The sequence below is a fragment of the Bacillus sp. PS237 genome (genome assembly GCF_037963345.1).
Classification (GTDB): Bacteria; Bacillota; Bacilli; order Bacillales; family Bacillaceae; genus Bacillus; species Bacillus subtilis.
On the sequence record NZ_CP150156.1, the window covers coordinates 2,780,538 to 2,800,915 of the forward strand.

21 protein-coding genes, 1 pseudogene and 1 other annotated feature are annotated in these 20,378 nt (G+C 43.1%); of the genes and pseudogenes, 4 read left to right on the forward strand and 18 right to left on the reverse strand.

Going from position 1 to position 20,378, the window contains the following annotated elements; all coding sequences use genetic code 11:
- Positions 1–80: 80 nt before the first annotated feature.
- From NST22_RS14540 to NST22_RS14580, 9 genes are all read right to left on the reverse strand, one after another.
- On the reverse strand, positions 81–2,489 hold the full coding sequence (locus NST22_RS14540) for a phage/plasmid primase, P4 family (protein WP_195727767.1): 2,409 nt from the start codon (positions 2,487–2,489) through the stop codon (positions 81–83).
- A gap of 60 nt (positions 2,490–2,549) precedes the next feature.
- A complete protein-coding gene (locus NST22_RS14545; RefSeq protein WP_195727766.1) occupies positions 2,550–2,987 on the reverse strand; it encodes a DUF669 domain-containing protein in 438 nt (145 codons plus the stop codon).
- Positions 2,988–3,011: 24 nt separating this feature from the next.
- On the reverse strand, positions 3,012–3,209 hold the full coding sequence (locus NST22_RS14550; protein WP_019260095.1) for a hypothetical protein: 198 nt from the start codon (positions 3,207–3,209) through the stop codon (positions 3,012–3,014).
- On the reverse strand, positions 3,199–4,137 hold the full coding sequence (locus tag NST22_RS14555; protein ID WP_195727765.1) for an AAA family ATPase: 939 nt from the start codon (positions 4,135–4,137) through the stop codon (positions 3,199–3,201). Before NST22_RS14555 ends, NST22_RS14550 begins: the two co-directional genes overlap by 11 nt.
- A gap of 3 nt (positions 4,138–4,140) precedes the next feature.
- On the reverse strand, positions 4,141–4,695 hold the full coding sequence (locus NST22_RS14560; protein WP_195727764.1) for a host-nuclease inhibitor Gam family protein: 555 nt from the start codon (positions 4,693–4,695) through the stop codon (positions 4,141–4,143).
- Positions 4,696–4,761: 66 nt separating this feature from the next.
- The gene (locus NST22_RS14565; RefSeq protein WP_195727763.1) at positions 4,762–4,899 is read right to left on the reverse strand and encodes a hypothetical protein; all 138 of its coding nucleotides are present in this window, start codon (positions 4,897–4,899) and stop codon (positions 4,762–4,764) included.
- Complete coding sequence (locus NST22_RS14570) at positions 4,889–5,164, reverse strand: YqaH family protein (protein ID WP_195727762.1); 276 nt, start codon at positions 5,162–5,164, stop codon at positions 4,889–4,891. The genes NST22_RS14565 and NST22_RS14570 overlap by 11 nt, the downstream gene beginning before the upstream one ends.
- Positions 5,161–5,316, reverse strand: a complete 156-nt coding sequence (locus tag NST22_RS14575) for a hypothetical protein (protein ID WP_166638362.1) — start codon at positions 5,314–5,316, stop codon at positions 5,161–5,163. Before NST22_RS14575 ends, NST22_RS14570 begins: the two co-directional genes overlap by 4 nt.
- Positions 5,317–5,384: 68 nt before the next feature.
- The gene (locus NST22_RS14580) at positions 5,385–5,657 is read right to left on the reverse strand and encodes a helix-turn-helix transcriptional regulator (protein ID WP_195727761.1); all 273 of its coding nucleotides are present in this window, start codon (positions 5,655–5,657) and stop codon (positions 5,385–5,387) included.
- Between the two features lie 279 nt (positions 5,658–5,936).
- Here NST22_RS14580 and NST22_RS14585 point away from each other — a divergent pair, with 279 nt between their 5' ends.
- The 3 genes from NST22_RS14585 to NST22_RS14595 are packed head-to-tail and all read left to right on the forward strand — an operon-like array spanning position 5,937 to position 8,298.
- Positions 5,937–6,371, forward strand: coding sequence for a helix-turn-helix transcriptional regulator (locus NST22_RS14585; RefSeq protein WP_103330184.1), 435 nt, complete (start codon positions 5,937–5,939; stop codon positions 6,369–6,371).
- 13 nt (positions 6,372–6,384) lie between these two features.
- A complete protein-coding gene (locus tag NST22_RS14590) occupies positions 6,385–6,831 on the forward strand; it encodes an ImmA/IrrE family metallo-endopeptidase (RefSeq protein ID WP_195727760.1) in 447 nt (148 codons plus the stop codon).
- A 48-nt stretch (positions 6,832–6,879) separates the two neighbouring features.
- Complete coding sequence (locus tag NST22_RS14595) at positions 6,880–8,298, forward strand: recombinase family protein (protein WP_195727934.1); 1,419 nt, start codon at positions 6,880–6,882, stop codon at positions 8,296–8,298.
- 18 nt (positions 8,299–8,316) lie between these two features.
- Here the strand turns inward: NST22_RS14595 and radC are convergent.
- From radC to valS, 6 genes and pseudogenes are all read right to left on the reverse strand, one after another.
- Positions 8,317–8,718, reverse strand: a pseudogene (radC, locus tag NST22_RS14600) (DNA repair protein RadC); the annotation flags it as partial.
- A gap of 36 nt (positions 8,719–8,754) precedes the next feature.
- Positions 8,755–9,324, reverse strand: a complete 570-nt coding sequence (locus NST22_RS14605) for a Maf family nucleotide pyrophosphatase (protein WP_004398496.1) — start codon at positions 9,322–9,324, stop codon at positions 8,755–8,757.
- A gap of 152 nt (positions 9,325–9,476) precedes the next feature.
- Positions 9,477–10,475 (reverse strand): stage II sporulation protein SpoIIB, encoded by a 999-nt coding sequence (spoIIB, locus tag NST22_RS14610; protein WP_004398782.1) that lies wholly within the window; start codon positions 10,473–10,475, stop codon positions 9,477–9,479.
- A 133-nt stretch (positions 10,476–10,608) separates the two neighbouring features.
- Positions 10,609–11,355 carry an A24 family peptidase gene (locus NST22_RS14615; RefSeq protein WP_010886586.1) on the reverse strand — a complete coding sequence of 249 codons (747 nt, stop codon included), beginning with the start codon at positions 11,353–11,355 and terminating at the stop codon, positions 10,609–10,611.
- 139 nt (positions 11,356–11,494) lie between these two features.
- Positions 11,495–12,787, reverse strand: coding sequence for a folylpolyglutamate synthase/dihydrofolate synthase family protein (locus NST22_RS14620; protein WP_003229640.1), 1,293 nt, complete (start codon positions 12,785–12,787; stop codon positions 11,495–11,497).
- Between the two features lie 59 nt (positions 12,788–12,846).
- On the reverse strand, positions 12,847–15,489 hold the full coding sequence (gene valS / locus NST22_RS14625; RefSeq protein ID WP_004398606.1) for a valine--tRNA ligase: 2,643 nt from the start codon (positions 15,487–15,489) through the stop codon (positions 12,847–12,849).
- Positions 15,490–15,548: 59 nt separating this feature from the next.
- Positions 15,549–15,771 (reverse strand) — a binding site (T-box leader).
- Between the two features lie 165 nt (positions 15,772–15,936).
- Here valS and NST22_RS14630 point away from each other — a divergent pair.
- The gene (locus NST22_RS14630) at positions 15,937–16,128 is read left to right on the forward strand and encodes a hypothetical protein (RefSeq protein WP_003222590.1); all 192 of its coding nucleotides are present in this window, start codon (positions 15,937–15,939) and stop codon (positions 16,126–16,128) included.
- 18 nt (positions 16,129–16,146) lie between these two features.
- Here the strand turns inward: NST22_RS14630 and cotN are convergent, their stop codons facing one another.
- From cotN to hemL, 3 genes are all read right to left on the reverse strand, one after another.
- Complete coding sequence (gene cotN / locus NST22_RS14635) at positions 16,147–17,172, reverse strand: spore coat protein CotN (RefSeq protein ID WP_004399056.1); 1,026 nt, start codon at positions 17,170–17,172, stop codon at positions 16,147–16,149.
- Positions 17,173–17,204: 32 nt separating this feature from the next.
- Positions 17,205–18,932, reverse strand: a complete 1,728-nt coding sequence (gene spoVID, locus NST22_RS14640) for a spore coat morphogenetic protein SpoVID (protein ID WP_003246083.1) — start codon at positions 18,930–18,932, stop codon at positions 17,205–17,207.
- Positions 18,933–19,062: 130 nt separating this feature from the next.
- Positions 19,063–20,355: a glutamate-1-semialdehyde 2,1-aminomutase gene (gene hemL, locus NST22_RS14645; protein WP_004398699.1), complete on the reverse strand. Its 1,293-nt coding sequence runs from the start codon at positions 20,353–20,355 to the stop codon at positions 19,063–19,065.
- Positions 20,356–20,378: the final 23 nt, after the last annotated feature.

The window sequence follows — 20,378 nt, forward strand, 5'->3', positions numbered from 1 at the left end:
ATATAAATTAACTAACCCATCCTAACCCTTCGTTAAATTTCTAATGAAAAAACATCATTTAAACCCTTATATACCAAGGCTTATAGCTTTTTCCTTGTCATCGGCGTTACGTTATTTTTTGCTGTTGATTCACTAACCCTTTTACTAACCCCATCATCAAAATTAAGATGACTTTGAAATTTTTGTAAGCCAACACCAAAGAAAAACAATTTATTTTTTGCTCCTACTTCCTTTTTAAAACCCCGAATCTCGAGCTGTCGATAAAATGCCCGATTTTTTAGCTCTACATCATCATTTTCGAAACACCAATTTTTGTATTCCTTATAAATCTCTTTCGACTCAATCTTTGCGGCCGGGTGAATAACACACCTCTCAGCAAGAAATGGTCCAAGGATGTCCATATCCTCCCGGTAACCTTCCGTAGCTTTTCGAATTACTTCCGGCTCCTTGAGCCCTTCCTTCTGCCACTTCAAGCAGCCTTCCACCGCCCACCTGAGAATGCCAGGCATTTCTGCAGCAAGTTTCTGCGGGAGCTTTTTGTCCACTTTTTCTTTCGGAATAGTAACAGTGAATGGAACAAGCCGGATACGGCGCCAGATACCCTCATCGCTGCCTTTTACAATTGGTTTATGGTTTGTCGTAAAGAACACTTTAAATTCTGGGGTAAACTCAAAATACTCCTGGCGTAAGAAACGCGCGGACATCTTTTCGCCCCCGGTGATCTGCTTCACCAAAGACTCAGACAGTTGCTGACCTTCTTCACTCTCTACAGCCGACACAAAGCGCGCCCCGTCGAGTCGGGCTATGTCATTGTTGATGCTGCTATCATTCTTCTTTTTTATGAATGTGTCGCTGTTCGTCTGCCGACCATAGTCACCCAGGAGCTGCTGGACTGTATTGATAAACGTTGATTTACCATTACGACCATTACCAAACAGAAAGAACATGACTTGTTCAGTAGTATCCCCGGTCAACGAATAACCGATAGCTTTCTGCATAAAATCAATAATTTCATAGTTTGGCTGCCCTTGTTCATCTATAAAAATACTTTCTAAAAATGCCTTCCAGTTTGGGCAGTCGGCATCCTTTTGATAAGCCACTGATGAAATTTTAGTAAACAGAAACTCACGATCATGCGGCAACAATTCACCAGTCTTTAAGTCGATCACACCATTCTCACAATTAAACAGATATTTATGAGAGTCGAGTTCTTGTTTTCTTACAGCAACCATCGGCCGGGTATCCAGTATAGTGTTCATTCGAATATTGCGACGCTCGCATTTTTTAGCCCAATCATTAAGCTGCTTTTTTCTATAGCTGTCTTCCATGGCTTTCGCTTCACCGTAAATAGCCCGGAGGGTTTGGGCAGTTAATGCCTCAATCTGCCTTTTGCTGTCTTCCTCCCACATTTTTCCGTTCCAGATTAACCAGTCAAGCTCGTTACAATATCTGATATTCTTGCCATGGTAATATACTAGTCTTTCAGCGTTTCCTAGCTCAGTCAGGTGAAAGACCGGCGGCGTGTCTATGATTTCCTCTGTGTCAGCAACCTGTGAGGCCGGCGGCTGCGAGAAATACACTTCATACGGCTGCTCTTGCTGCTCCATCAGGTCGGATATTGTGGGGCCGGTCGAGTAGATAGCTGCAGCAATTGTCATTTCTCCATATGTAGCCCCGTCTGCTGAATGCTGCCGATCCCACTTTTCGCGAAACAAATTTGATTCACGAAACATGGAATCCATTTTCGATGCGTCCTTATCCGTCCAGAATGCCAAGTGATTACATAAAGCCATATCTGTGGAAGAATGATCGCCATTAATCAGCTGGCCGTTAAAAAGGTCCTGAATGCTTTTTCCATTTTTACTGTTGAACATTCTTTCCCAAATTTCTTTATTTGAAAGATTACTCATATCGCTTCCTGATTGTGATCGGGCGCTGACTGATTTTGCTTCTTCCCTCTCTGTTAGATATTTATCAAAGATGGTTTTGATCTCTTCCGATCGTTCCTGCACAGGTCCAACATCAAGACTGTTTCCGGTGAACGTGAAATAACGGCCATGCCTGTATACTTCCAGGCCTTTATCTATATTTTTTCTCCCTGTGCCCGGTCCGCGTAATGGAAGCTTACCTTTCGCAATAATATGAACACCCTCACCACTCGGAGAGTATTCAGTATAGCTGCTGATCGTCTGGATAATCTCTTGAGCGAAAGGAGACAGAACACCATCATTTACACAGTGATCTATATCTATTCCGATGAAAGGATCATCTTTAGAAAACATGAAGCCGATACCGTCATACTCCTGTTCATTGAAAAACTTCATGATAGTTGCAAAGGTGGACCAGGTTCGCTTATTGCTTGATTGAGCCATGCTGCCATCAATCTGATATGGCACTTTCGTTTTTTTGCCGTTACGCTCTTCCGAACGCCATAGAATCCACTGAGGGGCGTTTTTTAGCTCTTGTGGTATATTTTTAAAGTCGTACATGTATTAACTCCCCTTTAAAAACGAGGGAGCTATACACTCCCTCAAATGTATTTCTTGTGATCAAAATGGTACATCTTCATCGCTCACTGTAATTGAGCAGTTATCCGGCGCCGGCGCTTCTGACAGCTTAAACGCTTTGACTTCTGGATATTTTTTGCCGTTATGCTCTCTTTCTCCGACAACTAGGCGGATCGGTTTATTGAGAAAAGCATTTGCCCATTCAATATGGTCCTTAAATTTCATTCCGTTCGGAAAGCCCGCGGCCTTTGATGCTTGATGAAATCTCCACATCGCATTATCTGTAACAGTGAAATTGTCGTATAGGATTTTCTGGCCCTGGCATGCCTGCTCAACGTCAGAGCGAATTTCATAATCTACGACAAGACGCTCATTACCAGATGCAGCCGTTTTTGCTTCAAAGTTAATAACCGTCGCCTCATATTCTCCTGGTTTAATTGGTTCAAATGCTTCGCCTTTGCTGTGGTCTACTGTGAACATATTTAATTCCTCCAATTTTTTGTTTTATTTGCCGTTTAGTACAGCTACAAGATTTTGAGTAATTGAATCCACTACATGCGGATCGGTGATGTCTTCATTTCGCAAATCATAAATTACACTGTCTATGCCACTATTCAATCTATCAATCTCTGAAATTAACCAGGGCACATCAGATATAGTCGCATGCCCCCGAATCTCTTCGAGCTTTGAATCATTTTTCACCTGGTTCACCTCCAAGTACGCTGTTTAATCTATCAATAGCAGCATTAGCAAGTTTGATATTCCATTGTTCAAGCTTCTGATTCGCTTTGATCTGGAACTCCTCAATCATTTGCGCAGCCTTTTCATTGCTCTCAATCATCATTTTGATGTGAGTAATCAACCCGATGCGTTCTGTTTCTTCCTCCGCCTTTACGTCAATACCGAGCTCAAGCCACTGATAAAGTTTGCGGCCGACTTCCGGGTTTAGCTTGATTGACGAGCCTTCAAACATTCGCGTATTGTCTTTTGAGGTCTCAGCCATATGATCAATGTCAATATTAAAGTTGAGCATAAACTCGTATTCCATTTCATCTTTCTGTACAGGTTTTGTCCCAACCTTACGAGGAGCCATTTTGCCGTTATTATCAGGCTCCACTACATACTCCGTTTTTGTTCTCAATGTCGCTAAGATGTGAACATCATTTTGCGTTAACGTCTTAATGAGCTTGGTTGTTTCCGGCGCAAGCTTGCCCCAGTTTTGAAAAGAGTTACCGGACATGCTGCCATGTGTTTCAACTATTCCGCCTTCACCCTGCCAATTGTGTGAGAGTGAATCAATTACGACAACCTCAGCACCGGCGTTCTTAATCGCTTCTACAGCCATTTGATAACGCTCAGTTGTATACGGCGGTGTAAAATCAATATGCTTAAAGCTACCGATGCGAATATCATCAAACTGTAAATTAGCGTACAGTTTTGCGCGTCGGTGCTCAGTATCAACGACACCGATCTTTGACCAGATTACCTCATCGCTTACTTCTGGGTATGCTTCACGCATCATTCCGTAAGCTACCAGTAGGGCGCCGGCTGTTTTACCGGAACCACTCGGACCGATAAAGCCGACAATTGCCTTTTCCTTTTCACGCTGTGCGTTTGTGACTTGAAACATCTATCACACCTCCACTTTGAAACTGACTTTTTCTGGCTGCACTTCTACGCCGGGGACAGCTTGTCCATTTGAATCAATTACGATCGGTTTACCTTCAAGCTCAGTGACAGTCAATGTCTTCTTAAGATCACCCCATGCCACAGACTCTTTTATAAACTCCTCCATACCGGCATCCTTCACATGCTGCAGAAGTTTTTCCTTGTCCACTTCTTTAGGCGCTGCTTTTGTGGTCCGGCTTTTAGATTTCCCATAAGGTGTGGAAAGCGTTTTTGCCTTCGGGTCTTCCTGCAGCTGCTTTGTATGATAGACACTCACCAGGTTTTCAAAGTATGAAAGACTGTCAGCTAAAGGCTTAAGTTCCTGCCTTTCCCATTCTTCAATACGTTGCTTTTCTGTGGCTGCCAGTGCTTTGATTTCCTTTTCCTGCGACTTAAGTGCAGCTATTTTCCGGAAAGCCCAGTTCAGGCTGTTCATATCAGTAATTTCAAATTGTGGACGGTTCCCCGGCAGTTCGCCGTTATTAATTTCATTTAGTTCAAAGTCCTCTAATGGATTCATATGAGACACCTTCCTCTATTTGATTTTGTTGAGAGTTCCATTTAAAATGAAGTTGCTTGTTTGTTTTTAGTCCACATTGCCGTGTGGGCTTTTTTTATTTATTTCTTCATCGGCATCCTCTTCCCGATCCCGGTCATACTGCAGATACTCTTTCGGATAGCCGTAACGGTTAATTTCTGTTATGATTGGATGCTCAAGATTCATATACTGGCCTCTTTACGATTGAGACATCAAGACCTTTACTAAGAAATTGAGTTGCAATTTCATGTAGCTGGACGACTTGTTCAGGATGATGCATCCGTTTGATTTCCTTGAACATTTCAGCAGCTGACAAACAGAGATCAATACATTCATCGAAATTGTTGTCCTCTATTTCATCTGGAAGCAATTCGTTCAGCAGAAACTGTGCGGATGCCAATTTACGTTTAGCTTTTTCCTTATCTGATTTAAGAAATTGATTTAGATTCATGCTTTTACTCCCTTCATTTCTAAATAGACATGACAACATTTGACCATTTGTTTGTTAGAGAAATGAGCAATTTTAAATCGGTTCTTTTTGATCATCTTCTGCTCAAATTCAGCGAAGAAGGCTGCAAGTTCAATTGCCTTTTCTTTCGTCATTTGATTTGTCTCCTTTCTCCAATGCCTCTTTTTCGAGAATCCTTGGAACCGATAACTTCATGAAAATTTCATAAAGCCTGGCTTCTACATGTGCTGGTAGCTCTATCATATCCACCCTCCTCAACTACTTGTATTTCCGTCATTTTTAACACGTTTAAATCCAGATTTATGAAAATCGCTATTCTGGAAAGTGTCTTTGTACTTGGCAGATATCTTCCGTTTTCAATGTCAGAAAGATAAGTCCTAGACAGGCCTAGTGCCTTCGCCATTTCTGTCTGTTTCAAGTGCTTTTCTTTCCGTTTGTCTTTAATTAAAGCCCCAAGCTTTTTCCCATCCAACACGTTTATCACCTCCCTTTAAGGTATGGCTAAATTGTACGGTATTCACGACATTTTGTAAAAGTCGAAATATGACGAAAATCAAGCATTTTAAAGATTTAGAGAGTATTCATCTTGTATTTCCGTCATTTTACTAAAAAATACTTGTATTTCCGTCATTCTTAGTATTGTATTTCCGACATTTGGGCACTATAATTGGGACATATCAAACGACTCGTGTAACCTCGTGTAAGCTCGTGTAATGCAGTGAGGTCCACTGTGTTGTAAAGGAGATAACCGATAATGACTGTAGGGCAAAGAATTAAAGCTATTAGGAAGGAACGGAAGTTAACTCAAGTACAACTGGCTGACAAAGCTAATCTTTCTCGTTCATACCTTGCAGATATTGAAAGAGATAGATATAACCCAAGCCTTTCCACCTTAGAATCTGTAGCAGGTGCACTCGGTGTGCAGGTCTCTGCAATTGTTGGTGAAGAAAACCTTATAAAAGAAGAGCCTGCAGAATATAACGCTAAAGAAGAAAAAGACATTGCAAAGCGTATGGAGGAAATAAGAAGGGACTTAGAAAACTCGGATGGACTAAGCTTCTCTGGCGAACCTATGAGCCCTGAAGCCATTGAGTCCCTCATGGAAGCAATGGAACACATCGTCCGTCAAACGCAAAGAATCAATAAGAAATACACTCCAAAGAAATACAGAAAAGACGATCAAGACTAGGGGGCCTTATACTTTGATAAAAGCAGCTGTGCAAAAACTGATTAAAAAGTATAAAACCAGTAATCCTTATGAACTTGCATCATATTTAAATATCAATGTTTTTCAATGGGACTTACACCATGAAATAATGGGGTTTTATAAATATGACAAAAGAAACAAATATATCGTTATCAATTCAAACTTAAGCCAAGGTGAAAAAACATTTGTCTGCTCTCATGAACTGGGGCACGCACAATTGCATCCTCGCGCTAATACCCCTTTCATGAAAGAACATACTCTTTTCTCAGTTGATAAGGTCGAAGTTGAGGCAAATACTTTTGCCGTTGAACTTCTCCTTCCTGACTGGGTTATAAGCCAGTATAAAACTACAAACTTTACCCTAAAAGACGTTGCTGTGATGAATGGGGTACCTGCAGAGCTAGCACATTTAAAGGATTTATCTGAGTTTAAAAATTTTTAACCTCGAAACAGAACATACGTTTCCGGAAAGGAGCTTCACTTGAATCTAATGGAAGAAAGCAGCCAAAAGAATGTAGGAATATACGTTAGAGTTTCTACAGAAGAACAAGCAAAAGAAGGTTATTCAATAGCTGCCCAAAAGGAGAAACTAAAAGCCTATTGCATTTCCCAAGGGTGGGCAAACTATAAGTTTTATATAGACGAAGGAAAATCAGCTAAAGATATACATAGGCCCTCACTTGAATTAATGCTCAGACACATAGAACAAGGCATCATTAACACAGTGCTAGTATATAGGCTCGACAGACTGACCCGGTCTGTTCGTGATCTTTATTCTCTTTTAGACTACTTTGACAAGTACAATGCCGTTTTCAGGTCCGCCACTGAGGTCTATGATACGGGGTCAGCAACTGGCCGGCTTTTTATCACGTTAGTTGCCGCTATGGCTCAATGGGAAAGAGAGAATTTAGGGGAACGTGTAAAAATGGGTCAAGTTGAAAAGGCTCGACAGGGACAATATAGCGCCCCTGCCCCCTTTGGTTTCACAAAAGAAGGTGAGTACCTGGTAAAGAATCCACAAGAGGGCGAAATTCTTTTAGATATGGTAGATAAGATAAAAAAAGGCTATTCACTTAGAGAGTTGGCAGACTATCTCGACGAATCAGATGCTATGCCACGAAGGGGTTATAAATGGCACATAGCCTCTATACTCGTAATGCTGAAAAATCCGGTACTGTACGGCGCTTTTCGGTGGGGTGATGAACTAATTGAAGATGCTTTTGAGGGCTATATCTCTAAAGAGGAATTTGAGCAGCTACAAAAAATATTGCATGATCGGCAAAATTTTAAAAAAAGAGAAACCTACTCAATTTTCATATTCCAAACAAAAATAATTTGTCCCAATTGCGGAAACCGGCTAACAAGTGAGCGTTCTAAGTATTTTCGGAAAAGAGATAATAAGCATGTAGAAAGTAATCACTATAGATGCCAAGCCTGTCTTTTGAATAAACGCCCTACCATCGGAGGCAGTGAGAAAAAATTCGAAAGAGCCTTAGTTGAGTATATGCAGAATGTAAAACCAAGACTCGAACCGAAAATACCGGAAGAGAAACAACAGGACTATGACAAGCTCCATCAAAAAATACTCAGTATTGAAAAACAAAGAAAAAAATATCAAAAAGCTTGGTCTATGGATTTAATGACAGATCAAGAATTTGAGCAGCTAATGGCAGAAACAAAAGAGGCTTTGCAGAAAGCGCAAACTGCCTTAGAACAAGAGCAAACTTTGCATAAACCTAAAAACCCTATTGATATAGAGCGTGCTAAAGAAATTGTAACTATGTTTAACAAAAGCTGGTCTGTCTTAACCAGCGAAGAGAAAAGACAAATAGTCCAAGAATTAATAAAGCAGATTGAGTTTGAGAAGAAAGATCGTAAAATCAAGATTTTAGACATCCTATTTTATTAGTGTTTATGTAAAGTATGAGCAGACAAAATGCTCCTGGGTTAAAAAGCGCATATCCTCCATGACAAGATTAGCGCCGTCTTCCGGGGAGCGAATAACGAAATGTTCTTCGTTGGCTAATTTATGAATCCGGCTTCCAAGCTCAACTGCTGCCAGTATTTGAATCGCTTTTACCATACCGATTCCCGGGATGCTTGACAGCTCTTCAACCGATGCTTCCTTGAGCAGGCGCAGCCCGTCAAATGAGCGCAGCAGCCGGTTTGACAGGTCCAAAACAGATTCGTGTTTAGTCCCTGTCCGCAATAATATAGCCAAAAGTTCATGATTCGCTAAGTTCTCGGCTCCGACTTTCAGGAGCCGTTCCCTTGGCTTTTCTTTCATTGGGAAATCTTTGAGTTTTAATGGCAGATCGTGTATGACCAAGCACTCCTTTTCTTTCCCTTCCCGTTTATAGAACCGTCATGCCCTTATATCAAAATGGCGAAGAGCTCTCATTGTTTTTGATATAGGAAGGCCCATGACTGAATAATAATCTCCGTCTATTTTCTTTACAAAAAGCGCGCCTCTTCCTTGGATGCCGTATGCACCTGCTTTATCCATCGGCTCTTTTGTTTCAATATATGTCCAAATCTCTTCTTCACTGAGGGACCAAAACGCAACTTCTGTCTTATCATAAAAAGTCTCGCTGTGATTTTCAGCTTGAATGCTGACCGCGGTTATTACTGAGTGACTTCGGCCTGAAAGCCTCCGCAGCATAGAAGCAGCTTCTTCTTGATCCTGCGGTTTGCCAAGACATTCGCCGTCAAGGCATACCATTGTATCAGCACCGATAACGATTGCATGCGGGTGGAGATCAGCTACAGCCTTAGCTTTTTGTTTTGCCAACCATTGGACGTTTTCTTCTGGTGAAAAGTTTCGATTTAATTTTTCTTCTACTTCACTGACAATAATGGAGTAGGGCAGCTGGAGAAGATCGAGGAGTTCTTTCCTGCGCGGAGATTGTGATGCAAGTATTAGCGGTTTTGTCATGTTCGTCATCCTTTCAGGGTTTGCTTAAGAAAAAAAGATACTCGTTTATCCTACCAAATCACGAGGCTTGTCACAATTTCAGAAAAATAACTTTTTCATGACAAAATAAAAAAAGCCTGTCACTAAAGGACGAAGGCTCAGGGCACTATCTCTTATTTTACGACGGCTAACAGCTCCTGCTGAGCCTTCCACCCGGCTTCAGCACTTGGATCCTCTAATTCCTTTAAAGCCTGCAAAATCGCTTTTTTCTCTCCTGTTTCTGACGCTTTTGTTTCACCAAGCGACTTTTCTATTTTCTCTACACTCGCTTTTGTAATGTCTTCGTCGAGAATCGCCTTTGCTGCAAGCTCCGCTGTTTCCTTAAAAGAATCTGTCATATCTGACTCTATTGATAAGGAAAGCTCCTTGCCTCCCCAGGCTTCAAAATCACTGTCGATTAAAACCTGTCCTAACTGCTGTGAGACCTCCTTTTCACTTGCTAAGCCTGCAATAACATACGTATACCCGTCATCCTTTGACAGTGACACGGCGGAATATCCTTTTTCGGTCAATTGTTCTGTTAACGTTTCGGCGCCCTTTTCATTTGAAAATTTTCCGGCTTGCACAGCGTATGTTTTGTATGTACCTTCAGTTTGTGCCGCTTGTTTTTCTGCGCCTGAGGTTTGTTTATCAGCAGAAGTATCCCCTGCTTTTGCCGTTTGGCTGCCTAAAGAATCCTCTAAAGAGGCCGGTGCTGACGCTTCTTTATTCCCCGATATGTTTAACGCGAATAACCCTAATCCAGTGCCAATGACAGCCGCGAAGGCAATCGTCGCGGCCACTCTTTTTACCGGTTTGGCAGCCCCGGTCTTTCCTTTTGCGTAAAGCTTTGTTTTTTTCTTTTGAAAAGGAGGAACAACTTTAGGGTCCTCTTTAAACACCTTGTCCTCCTCGGAATCCCAATTGAATTCATCTTCATCAGGGTGTTCCTGGGATGCCGCAACCTCTTGTTCTGCCTGTCTTTTTTCCTCCCAATTTGAAAATGTCATGCTTTTATTCGCCTCTGTCTCAGGCGTCTCTTGTTCGTAAACCGTCTCTTCTTTTCCATTAATCGTCACCTTGAGGGCTTTTTCTGCGGCTTTACTGTTTTTTTTATTCTTTCTTTTTTTCAATTCCGCTTCCTCCCTTCATTTGCTTGACCGTTCTTGTCGGCTTTTCATGCTACACACTTTAGCACAGGCAAAGAAAAAAAGAACAAGACTTTTGTCGCCTTGTCCAAAAAACGTTCGTCAAATTTTTCAGCAGTCAGCCCAATGCCATTTTGATATAAAAAGAAATGATAGAGTCACCGTATAAATAGGCTAAAATGCTCCCTGCGGCTATAGCGGGGGCGAAGGGAAGCGGCTGCCTTTTAGCGAGTCTACCAGTCAGAACAGCTGCCGCTCCATATAATGCACCTATCAAAACTGAAAAGAAAAAGGCAGCTGCCAGCATTTTCACACCAAGCACAAAGCCAATCACCGCAAATAATTTAATATCTCCTCCCCCTACTCCCCCATGGGTGATTGCGGCAATTACAGCCAGAAACAAAAATCCGGCTGCCGCACCTAACAGGCCTGCATACCAGGAATCAAGCGGAGAAATCAATCTCGCGGCCGCCAAAAAGGGAAGAAAGAAAATCAATATTCGATTTGGAATCAGCATAAAATGAATATCTGTCACTGCAACAATAATGAGAAGAGAGATAAACACCACAGCGGGAAACAGTTCCAGCGATATGCCAAAGCGTATTCCTGCGGCGGCAAATAAACACGCTGTCACAAGCTCTGCTGCGGGATACATAAAAGAAATCCTATGCCCGCAGCTTTTACATTTACCTTTTTGAAATAGGAATGACAGGATGGGAATTAATTCTGCAGGAGTTAATGTTCGCCGGCAAAACGGGCATGATGAACGGGGCGCAATAATAGATAGATGTAAGGGGATACGGCACCCGGCCGTATAGTAAAAAGAACCAAGGATAAGCCCGAAGATAAAAAGAATGGATAGCATAGACAACACACCTTTACTCATTGAGTTCTGGTATGGATTGTAGCAAAATGGACATCCTGAGCTCCAATTGGGAATATTCAATTTTACACATGAAAAAAACGGCAGAATCTTTTTTTGATTCTGCCGGAGCCGGATGCTTTTATTTCAACCTTTTTCGAATGTCAGAAATAAAGTAAAGAGATCCGGTAATCAGCACAATTTCATTTGAGCCCTTTTTACTTTCTATGAATTTGATTACATCGTCTGGATCTTCACTCCAGCTTTTATTGCTGATTTCACTTGCATCATAGAGATCTTTTGCAAGGGAAGCACGCGGGAAATCAAAAGAAGCAAAATGAATCGCATGAGCAATGGTTTCCAGTCTTTTAATCATGTTCTGATACGGTTTGTCCTTTAACGCGCTAAACACCACAGAAATGCGTGAATTGGCGAAACGCTGCTTCATCGTTTCCGCCAGCTTTTCAACACCTTCTTCGTTATGCGCACCGTCTAAATATACCGGAGGATGTTCCTGAACAAGCTCTAACCGTCCCGGCCAAGCAGCCTTCACAAGCCCGCTCCTTAACGCTTCGTCACTGATATGGGCGATATTCTCCTTATTGAGCCACTCCGCAGCCAAAATGGACAAAGCAGCATTTTGTCTTTGATGGGTGCCAATCAGAGATGTCCGAATATCTTCATAGCATTTCTCTTCCGTTTTGAATGAAAACTGTTCTCCTGCAGGCAGAGCCTCTTCATTGAAAATAACACATGCATCATGCAATGACTGGAACGGCGCAGCATGCCGTTCGGCTTCATGGCGGATGACCTGTAAAGCTTCCGGCTGGGTAACTGCTGTAACGATTGGAATACCTTCTTTAATAATGCCGGCCTTTTCTCCTGCAATTTCTTCAATGGTGTTTCCCAAAATGTTCATATGATCGTGTCCGATGCTTGTAATCACAGTTAAGAGCGGTTCAACCACATTAGTAGAATCGAATCTACCGCCCAGACCTGTTTCAAAAATAACAAAATCGACCTTATGAAACTCTGCAAAATATAAAAATGCACAAGCTGTCATAATTTCAAATTCTGTCGGCTGTCCGTATTCCGTTTGATCAAGGGCTTCAACGTGCGGTTTCATTTGATTGACGAGTGCTGTCCATTCCTCATCTGAAATCGGTATCCCGTTTACGCTGATCCGTTCATTAAACGTAATAATATAAGGCGATGTAAATGTTCCAACCGTATATCCGGCTTCCTGCAGCATAGAACGGATAAAAGCGACAGTTGATCCTTTACCGTTTGTTCCTGCGACGTGGAACGCTCGGATTTTTTTTTCAGGATGTCCTAACCGCGCCATCAGCTGTTTCATTCGACCAAGTCCGGGCTTCACCCCGAATTTCAGCCTCCCGTGAATCCAGCTGCGCGCATCTTGATATGCAGTAAACAATGATAATCCCCTCTTTTATAAGACAAGGCGGTTTCTCTAGAAACCGCCCCGGCTTTTCATTAACCCTTCAGCTCAGCCATTCGTTTTTGAACAGCGTCACGCTTCGCCACATAATCTTTTTCTTTTTCACGTTCTTCATCAATTACGTGTGCAGGCGCTTTTTTCATAAATCCTTCATTTCCAAGTTTCTTTTGGACACGCTCAACTTCTTTTGTCAGTTTATCAAATTCTTTTTGCAGACGGGCAATTTCTTCATCAATATTGATTAAGCCTTCAAGCGGAAGAATAACCTCTGCTCCTGAGACAACGGCCGTCATCGCCTTATCAACAGCCTCAATATCGGTGCCGATTTTAAGCACGCTCGGATTCGTAAAGCGTTCAACATATGAACGGTTCGCTTCGAGGCGGGACGCTATTTCGTCTGTGCTTGTTTTAATGTACAGTTCAACCTGCTTGCTCATTGGCGTATTGACTTCACTGCGGATATTGCGCACAGAACGGATCAGCTCAACAAGAAGCTTCATGTCAGCTGCCGCTTCAGTATCGGTATGCTCCGGCACTACTGCAGGCCATTGACTTACTGTAATCGATTCCCCTTGGTGAGGAAGGTGCTGCCAAATTTCCTCCGTTAAGAATGGCATAAACGGATGGAGCAGACGCATCGTTTGATCAAGTACGTAAGCAAGGATGGAACGGGTAGTTTTCTTAGCCGCTTCGTCTTCTCCATAAAGCGGAAGCTTCGCCATTTCAATATACCAATCACAGAAATCATCCCAAATAAAGTTATATAAATGGCGTCCTACTTCACCAAATTCATATCGGTCAGCAAGCTGGGTCACGTGCTCGATCGTTTCATTTAATCGCGTTAAAATCCACTTGTCAGCGACTGACTTTTCACCTGACAGATCAAGCTCATCGTACGTCATGCCATCCATATTCATTAATGCAAAACGGGAGGCGTTCCAAATTTTATTGGCAAAATTCCAGGTCGATTCCACTTTTTCATAGCTGAAGCGCAGATCCTGGCCAGGAGAGCTTCCAGTCGCAAGGAAATAACGCAGAGAATCGGCTCCGTACTTGTCAATCACATCCATCGGGTCGACACCGTTGCCAAGAGATTTACTCATTTTCCGGCCTTGCTCGTCACGGATTAAGCCGTGGATTAAAACATCTTTGAACGGGCGCTCGCCTGTAAATTCAATGCCTTGGAAAATCATGCGTGATACCCAGAAGAAAATGATATCGTACCCTGTCACGAGAACATCTGTCGGATAGTAGCGTTTAAAGTCTTCAGCCGTTACATCAGGCCAGCCCATTGTGGAGAAAGGCCATAGCGCAGAACTGAACCATGTATCCAGTACGTCTGTATCCTGTTCCCAATTTTCGCTGTCTTCCGGCGCTTCAAGTCCGACATATAGCTCGCCTGTTTCTTTATGATACCAGGCAGGAATACGATGGCCCCACCACAATTGACGGGAGATACACCAGTCGCGGATATTTTCCATCCAGTGTAAATACGTTTTTTCGAAACGGTCAGGCACAAAGTTGACCTTTTCTTCTTTTTTTTGCAGCTCAATCGCTGCATCAGCAAGCGGCTGCATGCGCACAAACCATTGTGTAGAAAGATAAGGCTCCACAACAGCCCCGCTTCGTTCACTATGGCCGACAGAGTGCATATGATCCTCGATCTTGAAGAGAACTCCCGCCTCCTGTAAATCTTTCACGAGCTTTTTGCGGCATTCAAAACGATCCATACCTTGATATTGGAGCGCATTTTCATTCATCGTGCCATCTTCATTCATGACAAGGATGCGTTCTAAATTGTGGCGGTTGCCAAGCTCGAAGTCGTTCGGATCATGAGCAGGCGTAATTTTCACGGCACCTGAACCAAATTCCATATCAACATAGTCATCACCGACAATCGGAATTTCACGATTTACAATCGGCAGGATCACCGTTTTTCCGATAAGGTGTTTATAGCGCTCGTCTTCAGGGTGAACGGCAACAGCTGTATCACCGAGCATTGTTTCAGGACGTGTCGTCGCAATTTCAATTGAGCCTGAACCGTCAGCAAGCGGATAGCTCATATGATAGAATGCGCCTTGAACATCCTTGTAAATCACCTCAATGTCGGATAGGGCTGTTTTTGTCGCTGGGTCCCAGTTAATAATATATTCGCCTCTGTAGATCAGGCCTTTTTCATAAAGCTTAACGAATACTTCCCTTACCGCTTTGCTCAAGCCTTCATCCAGCGTAAAACGTTCACGGGAATAATCTAGGCCAAGACCTAATTTCGCCCACTGGCTGCGAATAAAGTCAGCATATTCTTCCTTCCACTTCCACGTTTCTTCGAGGAATTTTTCACGGCCTAAATCGTAGCGGGATTTGCCTTCTTCACGAAGTTTCGCCTCCACTTTAGCCTGTGTCGCGATGCCGGCGTGGTCCATGCCAGGAAGCCACAGCACATCATAGCCCTGCATGCGTTTCATTCTTGTTACAATGTCTTGCAGCGTTGTGTCCCATGCGTGGCCAAGGTGAAGTCTCCCTGTTACGTTTGGCGGCGGGATGACAACAGAGTATGGCTCTTTTGTCTGGTCACTGCCCGCTTCAAAAAATTTGCCTTTTAGCCAAAAATCATATCGGTCTTTTTCAACCGCTGCCGGATCATATTTCGTCGGCATTGTTTGTTCATTCGTTTCCATCATAACCCTCCAGCATGTTTAAAAATGGCTGAGAACGAAAAAAGAGCTCTTCATCCCTGTAAAAGGACGAAAAGCTCTTTCGCGGTACCACCTTTTTTCATGAACTCAATCAGTTCATGCACTTATAACGGATAACGGGTGTTTCCCGAATTTCTCTACTCTTCTTTCAAGAAATTATGCTCCCGGGCGACCTTCCAATCAGACAACATAAGAAGCCTTTCAGCAAACGGCTTCTCTCTCTGCATGCGCCTTTTTTGTACTCTTCCCGTTCTAAGCAGGTGTATTTATCAGCTCATTGTATACATTATTTATGTTCTTTATTATAGTAAAAGTGTTTTTGATTCGTCAATCATCTTTTCCAAAAACACCGCTTTCTATACAGATGGGCAGGCACCTATTGCCCAAGTTTACATATGATGCTTGTAAATGCGTAGAGGAGGATGCACCGTGAAGAAACGTTTCAGCTCTTATTCGCTGCCGCCATGGGTAAGGCAAATTCGGCTTGTATCCGCACAAGTGATTATTCCCATTACGATTTTTCAAGGAATCAGAACCATTTTCTTTCCGACAACCTTTGATGTTTTGCTGCTCGCAATCCTAATCTTTTTAGCTTGCGCCCTTCATTTAGAATGGATATAAACAAACAAGTCCGCGCCATTAAGACGTGGACTCGTTTTCAGCCTGAAATTTTTTCTCTTGTTCAATCTGATGAATTTTCATCACAAACGGCTCTATGTTTTTCATTTGCCAATAAGCCTTTAATAATTGTGTACATTCCTCTTTTTCATGCTGTCTTTTCCCAGTTTGATAACCGTTCAGCACCTTGTACATGGCTGCCGGATATGCCATATAGCTGAGAAAAAGGCTGACTTCCGCTTCACGCAAAGGGAATGATTTCGTATATCCATAAAACCATTCGACGCATTCCGGACAAGCTTTCGGAAAGCCTCTGAACATTTTTGTATAAAAGCCGAGCAGGTCGTTTTGCGGCGGACCGACAGATGCTCTTTCGAAGTTTGTAAAATATCCGGTCCCGGCATCATTATACAGAAAATGGTGTATAGACAGGCTGCCGTGGTTCATTACAACCCTTGAAACGTCCTTTTCCTTTGCGGACTCATACCAGTCCTCCAGCCGTTCCAGCGCAAAGTTCACCGCGGAAATGGTTTCAGAAAAATAGGTTATGGCCTGGAGTTCAAAGGGAGAAAGGTACCATTCCTTCTCCGCTCTATCCACAAACTGCTCATAGAAAATTTTATCTTGTTCCCACTTTTTTTTCGTTTGCCCGTAATAACGTTCAATCTCATCACGTCTAACCTTTAGTTCCTGCGCGGTTCTCTCGTGAAGACGGGCTGTTTCTCTAAATAAATAAGCATGTTTTTGATCCCGTTCTTCCTCTTGGTCAAATTGGAGCCAAGGCATTAAATAGTAGATATCTCCGTATTGTATGCCTGCTGAGAAAAACTCACCGCTATTTGTTCTGTAAACGGGAACGAATGAACGAAAGCCTTTTTCCTCAATCGCCACCATATGATCTGTAAAATGCTTGCCGCGACCTTCTTTCAATTTTTTCAGGGCAAATATGCCGTAGTCTGTATACACTTTCCAAACAAGAGGACTGACAGGCTCAATAAATTGAGCAGTCAGTCCGTATTCCTGAAGAACCGATTGGGTATCTTCCATTTCATTCACCACATTTTCCGATCACTTACGGTTTACGCATGGCTATTTTTATATTGAGGAATATAGAGAATCTGTCCTGCTTTTAATTCATCATCCAAGGCTAAAGAATTCATCCTGATCAGCTGCTGGGATGTAATTTCATACCGTTCGCATAAACGCTCGATCGTATCTTCCTGCTGCACAATACAAATTTTCATTCTCGAAAACTCATCCGCTTCTTTTGTAAAGAGTTTTGTTAAATAAAGAGAATTATCACTTTCCTTTGTTTGAGGTTCCTTCGTTTCAGCAGCAGGAGCAACCCTAGGAACAGCATCCGTTTCCTTCCTTTCAGTCTCAGAAGATTCAGGCAGCTGGAAGGATTGAAAAGGTGTTTCTTCCTTAGGCTCTTCAGCTGATGGTGTTTTTCTCACTTCAATTTCGAAGCTCTCTTCCTCTTGTTCTTCCTCCTCCAGCAGCTTAGGCGCTGAATAAAAAGAATCCTCCTCTTCTTGTTCAGGCAGGAAGGTACGGTATGCCGGTTCAGGCAATTCTTCTTGAGATGCCTCCTCCGAGCTTGTTTTTTGATTGAAATGGAAATGTAAATCGGCATTGTCATTCTCCATATATACAGCTGAAGCTGTTTCTCTGCTATCTTCTATGGAGAGAGCGGCCTCTGATACACTCTCCAAAGCTTCATCCGGTTCCGCCTCTTCTTGGCAAAGCGCAGGATCAGCCTGATCCGATTGAGCTGCTTCTTCATTTTGAGCCTCTTGGCGCAGCGCATATTCATGATTAGGAGACACTGTTGTTTCCTCTTTTTCCTTTGCAATCACAGTCTCTGAATGAAGCTCAGCTTCCAAAGCAGGCGATTCTTCTGCTCCAACGTGTTCACGAAGCTCAGTCTCCGCTGGAGAGTCTGCTTCTTCACGAACATCCGCTATTGCAGCTGCCGGCTCTGCCGTTTCTTTTTTTGCTTTAACGATCTCTTGAATCTCTATTTCTGAAGGATCAGGTTCTGGCTCAGATTCTTCTGTTTCCGATTCAGCACGAACCTCCGTTTCCGGCACAGCAAGCTCTTCTGACTCTTCTTCCTCTTTCACATCTTCTCTGGCCTCTGGTTCTGAAGCAACCGATTCAGGCGGCTCAGATTCTGCTTTTTCTGTCTCCAGTTCTTCACGGAGCCCCGCTTTCGAGATAAAAAGTTCTGGCGGTTCGGCTGGCGGTTCATGCTGAAGAACTGCTTCCTCTGCCGATGATGCACCCGGTTCTTCTACTACACTATGTGCCGGCGGCTCTGAAAGCTCTTCCTCCCTGAATGCCGCAGGAGCTTCATATAAAGGTATCTCCGGCTCTTTGTCTTGCGTATCGTCCAAAAGCCCTTCGATCGCTAAATCAGCTTGAATTGTTAAAATGCGCGAATCCGTCAATTGATAGTCAAATGCGTCAATAAAGACGAAGACATCCTGTAAATGGCTCACTTTATTTTTCGGAATGGTAATATCCACAGGAAAACAGTGAGTCAGTTCCGCACTTCCATCCTCTCTCTTTCTGACTTGTTCAACAAACCGCTTATCTGTATAAATCTCTTCGGTATGTTTGTTTTGATCTATGTTGTACTCACCTGTAAGTTCAAGCGATCCTATGATTGATACATAATCATTTACTTCCTGAACCCTAATATCAGGATCTAATGAAATAGAAAGCAGTTCAGAAACTTCCTGTCCTTTTTGGAAACAGATCGATTCTTCTACAGAAAATTGCAATCGATGATTTTGCGGCAAGTTCATATCCTCCTTTCATCTAATCCTTAAAATTAGATGTCACTAAAGGTGTATGTATGAACTGGAGAAAATATGAGTGGGAGAGCACGAAAAAACCGGCACAAGGAGTCCTTGATACCGGTTTTCACTCTTATCTGCGGCTGATCTCAGCAAATACTTTCTCAGCTGCCTGGATTGTGTTTTCAATATCTTCATCAGTATGGGCCGTTGAGAGGAAAAGACCTTCGAATTGTGATGGCGGAAGGAATACCCCTTCATTTGCCATCCCTTTATAATAGCTTGCGAACAGCTTCAAATCAGATGATTTCGCTGTTTCATAATTGATGACTGGTTCGTTTGTAAAGAAGAAACCGATCATCGAACCTGCACGGTTAAAGGTATGCGGAATGCCATGAGCCCCGGCGGTTTTTGAAATTCCTTCTTCCAGTCTGTCGCCTTTTTTGATGAAATTCTTGTAGGATTCAGGTGTCAGCTGTTTCAATGTCTCTAAGCCAGCCGTCATCGCAAGCGGGTTGCCTGACAATGTACCAGCTTGATAGATCGGACCGCTTGGAGCGATCTGCTCCATGATTTCTGCCTTTCCGCCATAAGCGCCGACAGGAAGTCCGCCCCCGATTACTTTTCCTAAACAAGTCAGATCAGGCGTTACGCCGAAGTAGCCTTGAGCGCAGTTATAATCGACCCGGAAGCCAGTCATCACTTCATCAAAAATCAGCAGGGAGCCGTACTGCTCAGTGATATCACGCAGACCCTGAAGGAAACCTTCTTGCGGCGGAACAACACCCATATTTCCGGCAACTGGCTCTACAATGACTCCCGCAATGTCTTCACCGAATTGCTGGAAAGCAAGCTTTACACTTTCTAAATCATTGTACGGAACGGTGATGGTGTTTTTCGCAATGCCTTCAGGCACCCCCGGGCTGTCAGGCAGACCGAGAGTGGCAACACCTGAACCAGCTTTAATCAAGAGAGAATCGCCGTGTCCGTGGTAGCAGCCCTCAAATTTTAAAATCTTGTTGCGGCCCGTATAGCCCCTTGCCAAACGGAGGGCACTCATTGTAGCCTCTGTTCCGGAGCTTACCATTCGTACAATTTCTACAGATGGCACACGATCAATGACGAGCTTAGCCAGTTCATTTTCTACTTCAGTCGGAGCACCAAAGCTTGTCCCGTATTCAGCCACTTTTTTGAGGCTTTCTACGACGCGGTCATTTGTATGCCCTAAAATTAAAGGCCCCCATGACAAGACGTAGTCAATATATTCATTCCCGTCAATATCAAAGATTTTCGAGCCTTTTCCGCGCTCCATAAAAATCGGGTCCATGTCTACCGATTTAAATGCGCGAACGGGACTGTTCACACCGCCCGGCATGAGTTTTTGCGCTTCTTTAAAAGCCGTTTTTGATTTTTCATAGCTTCTCATCTGCCTCAACTCCTGTCAACTGA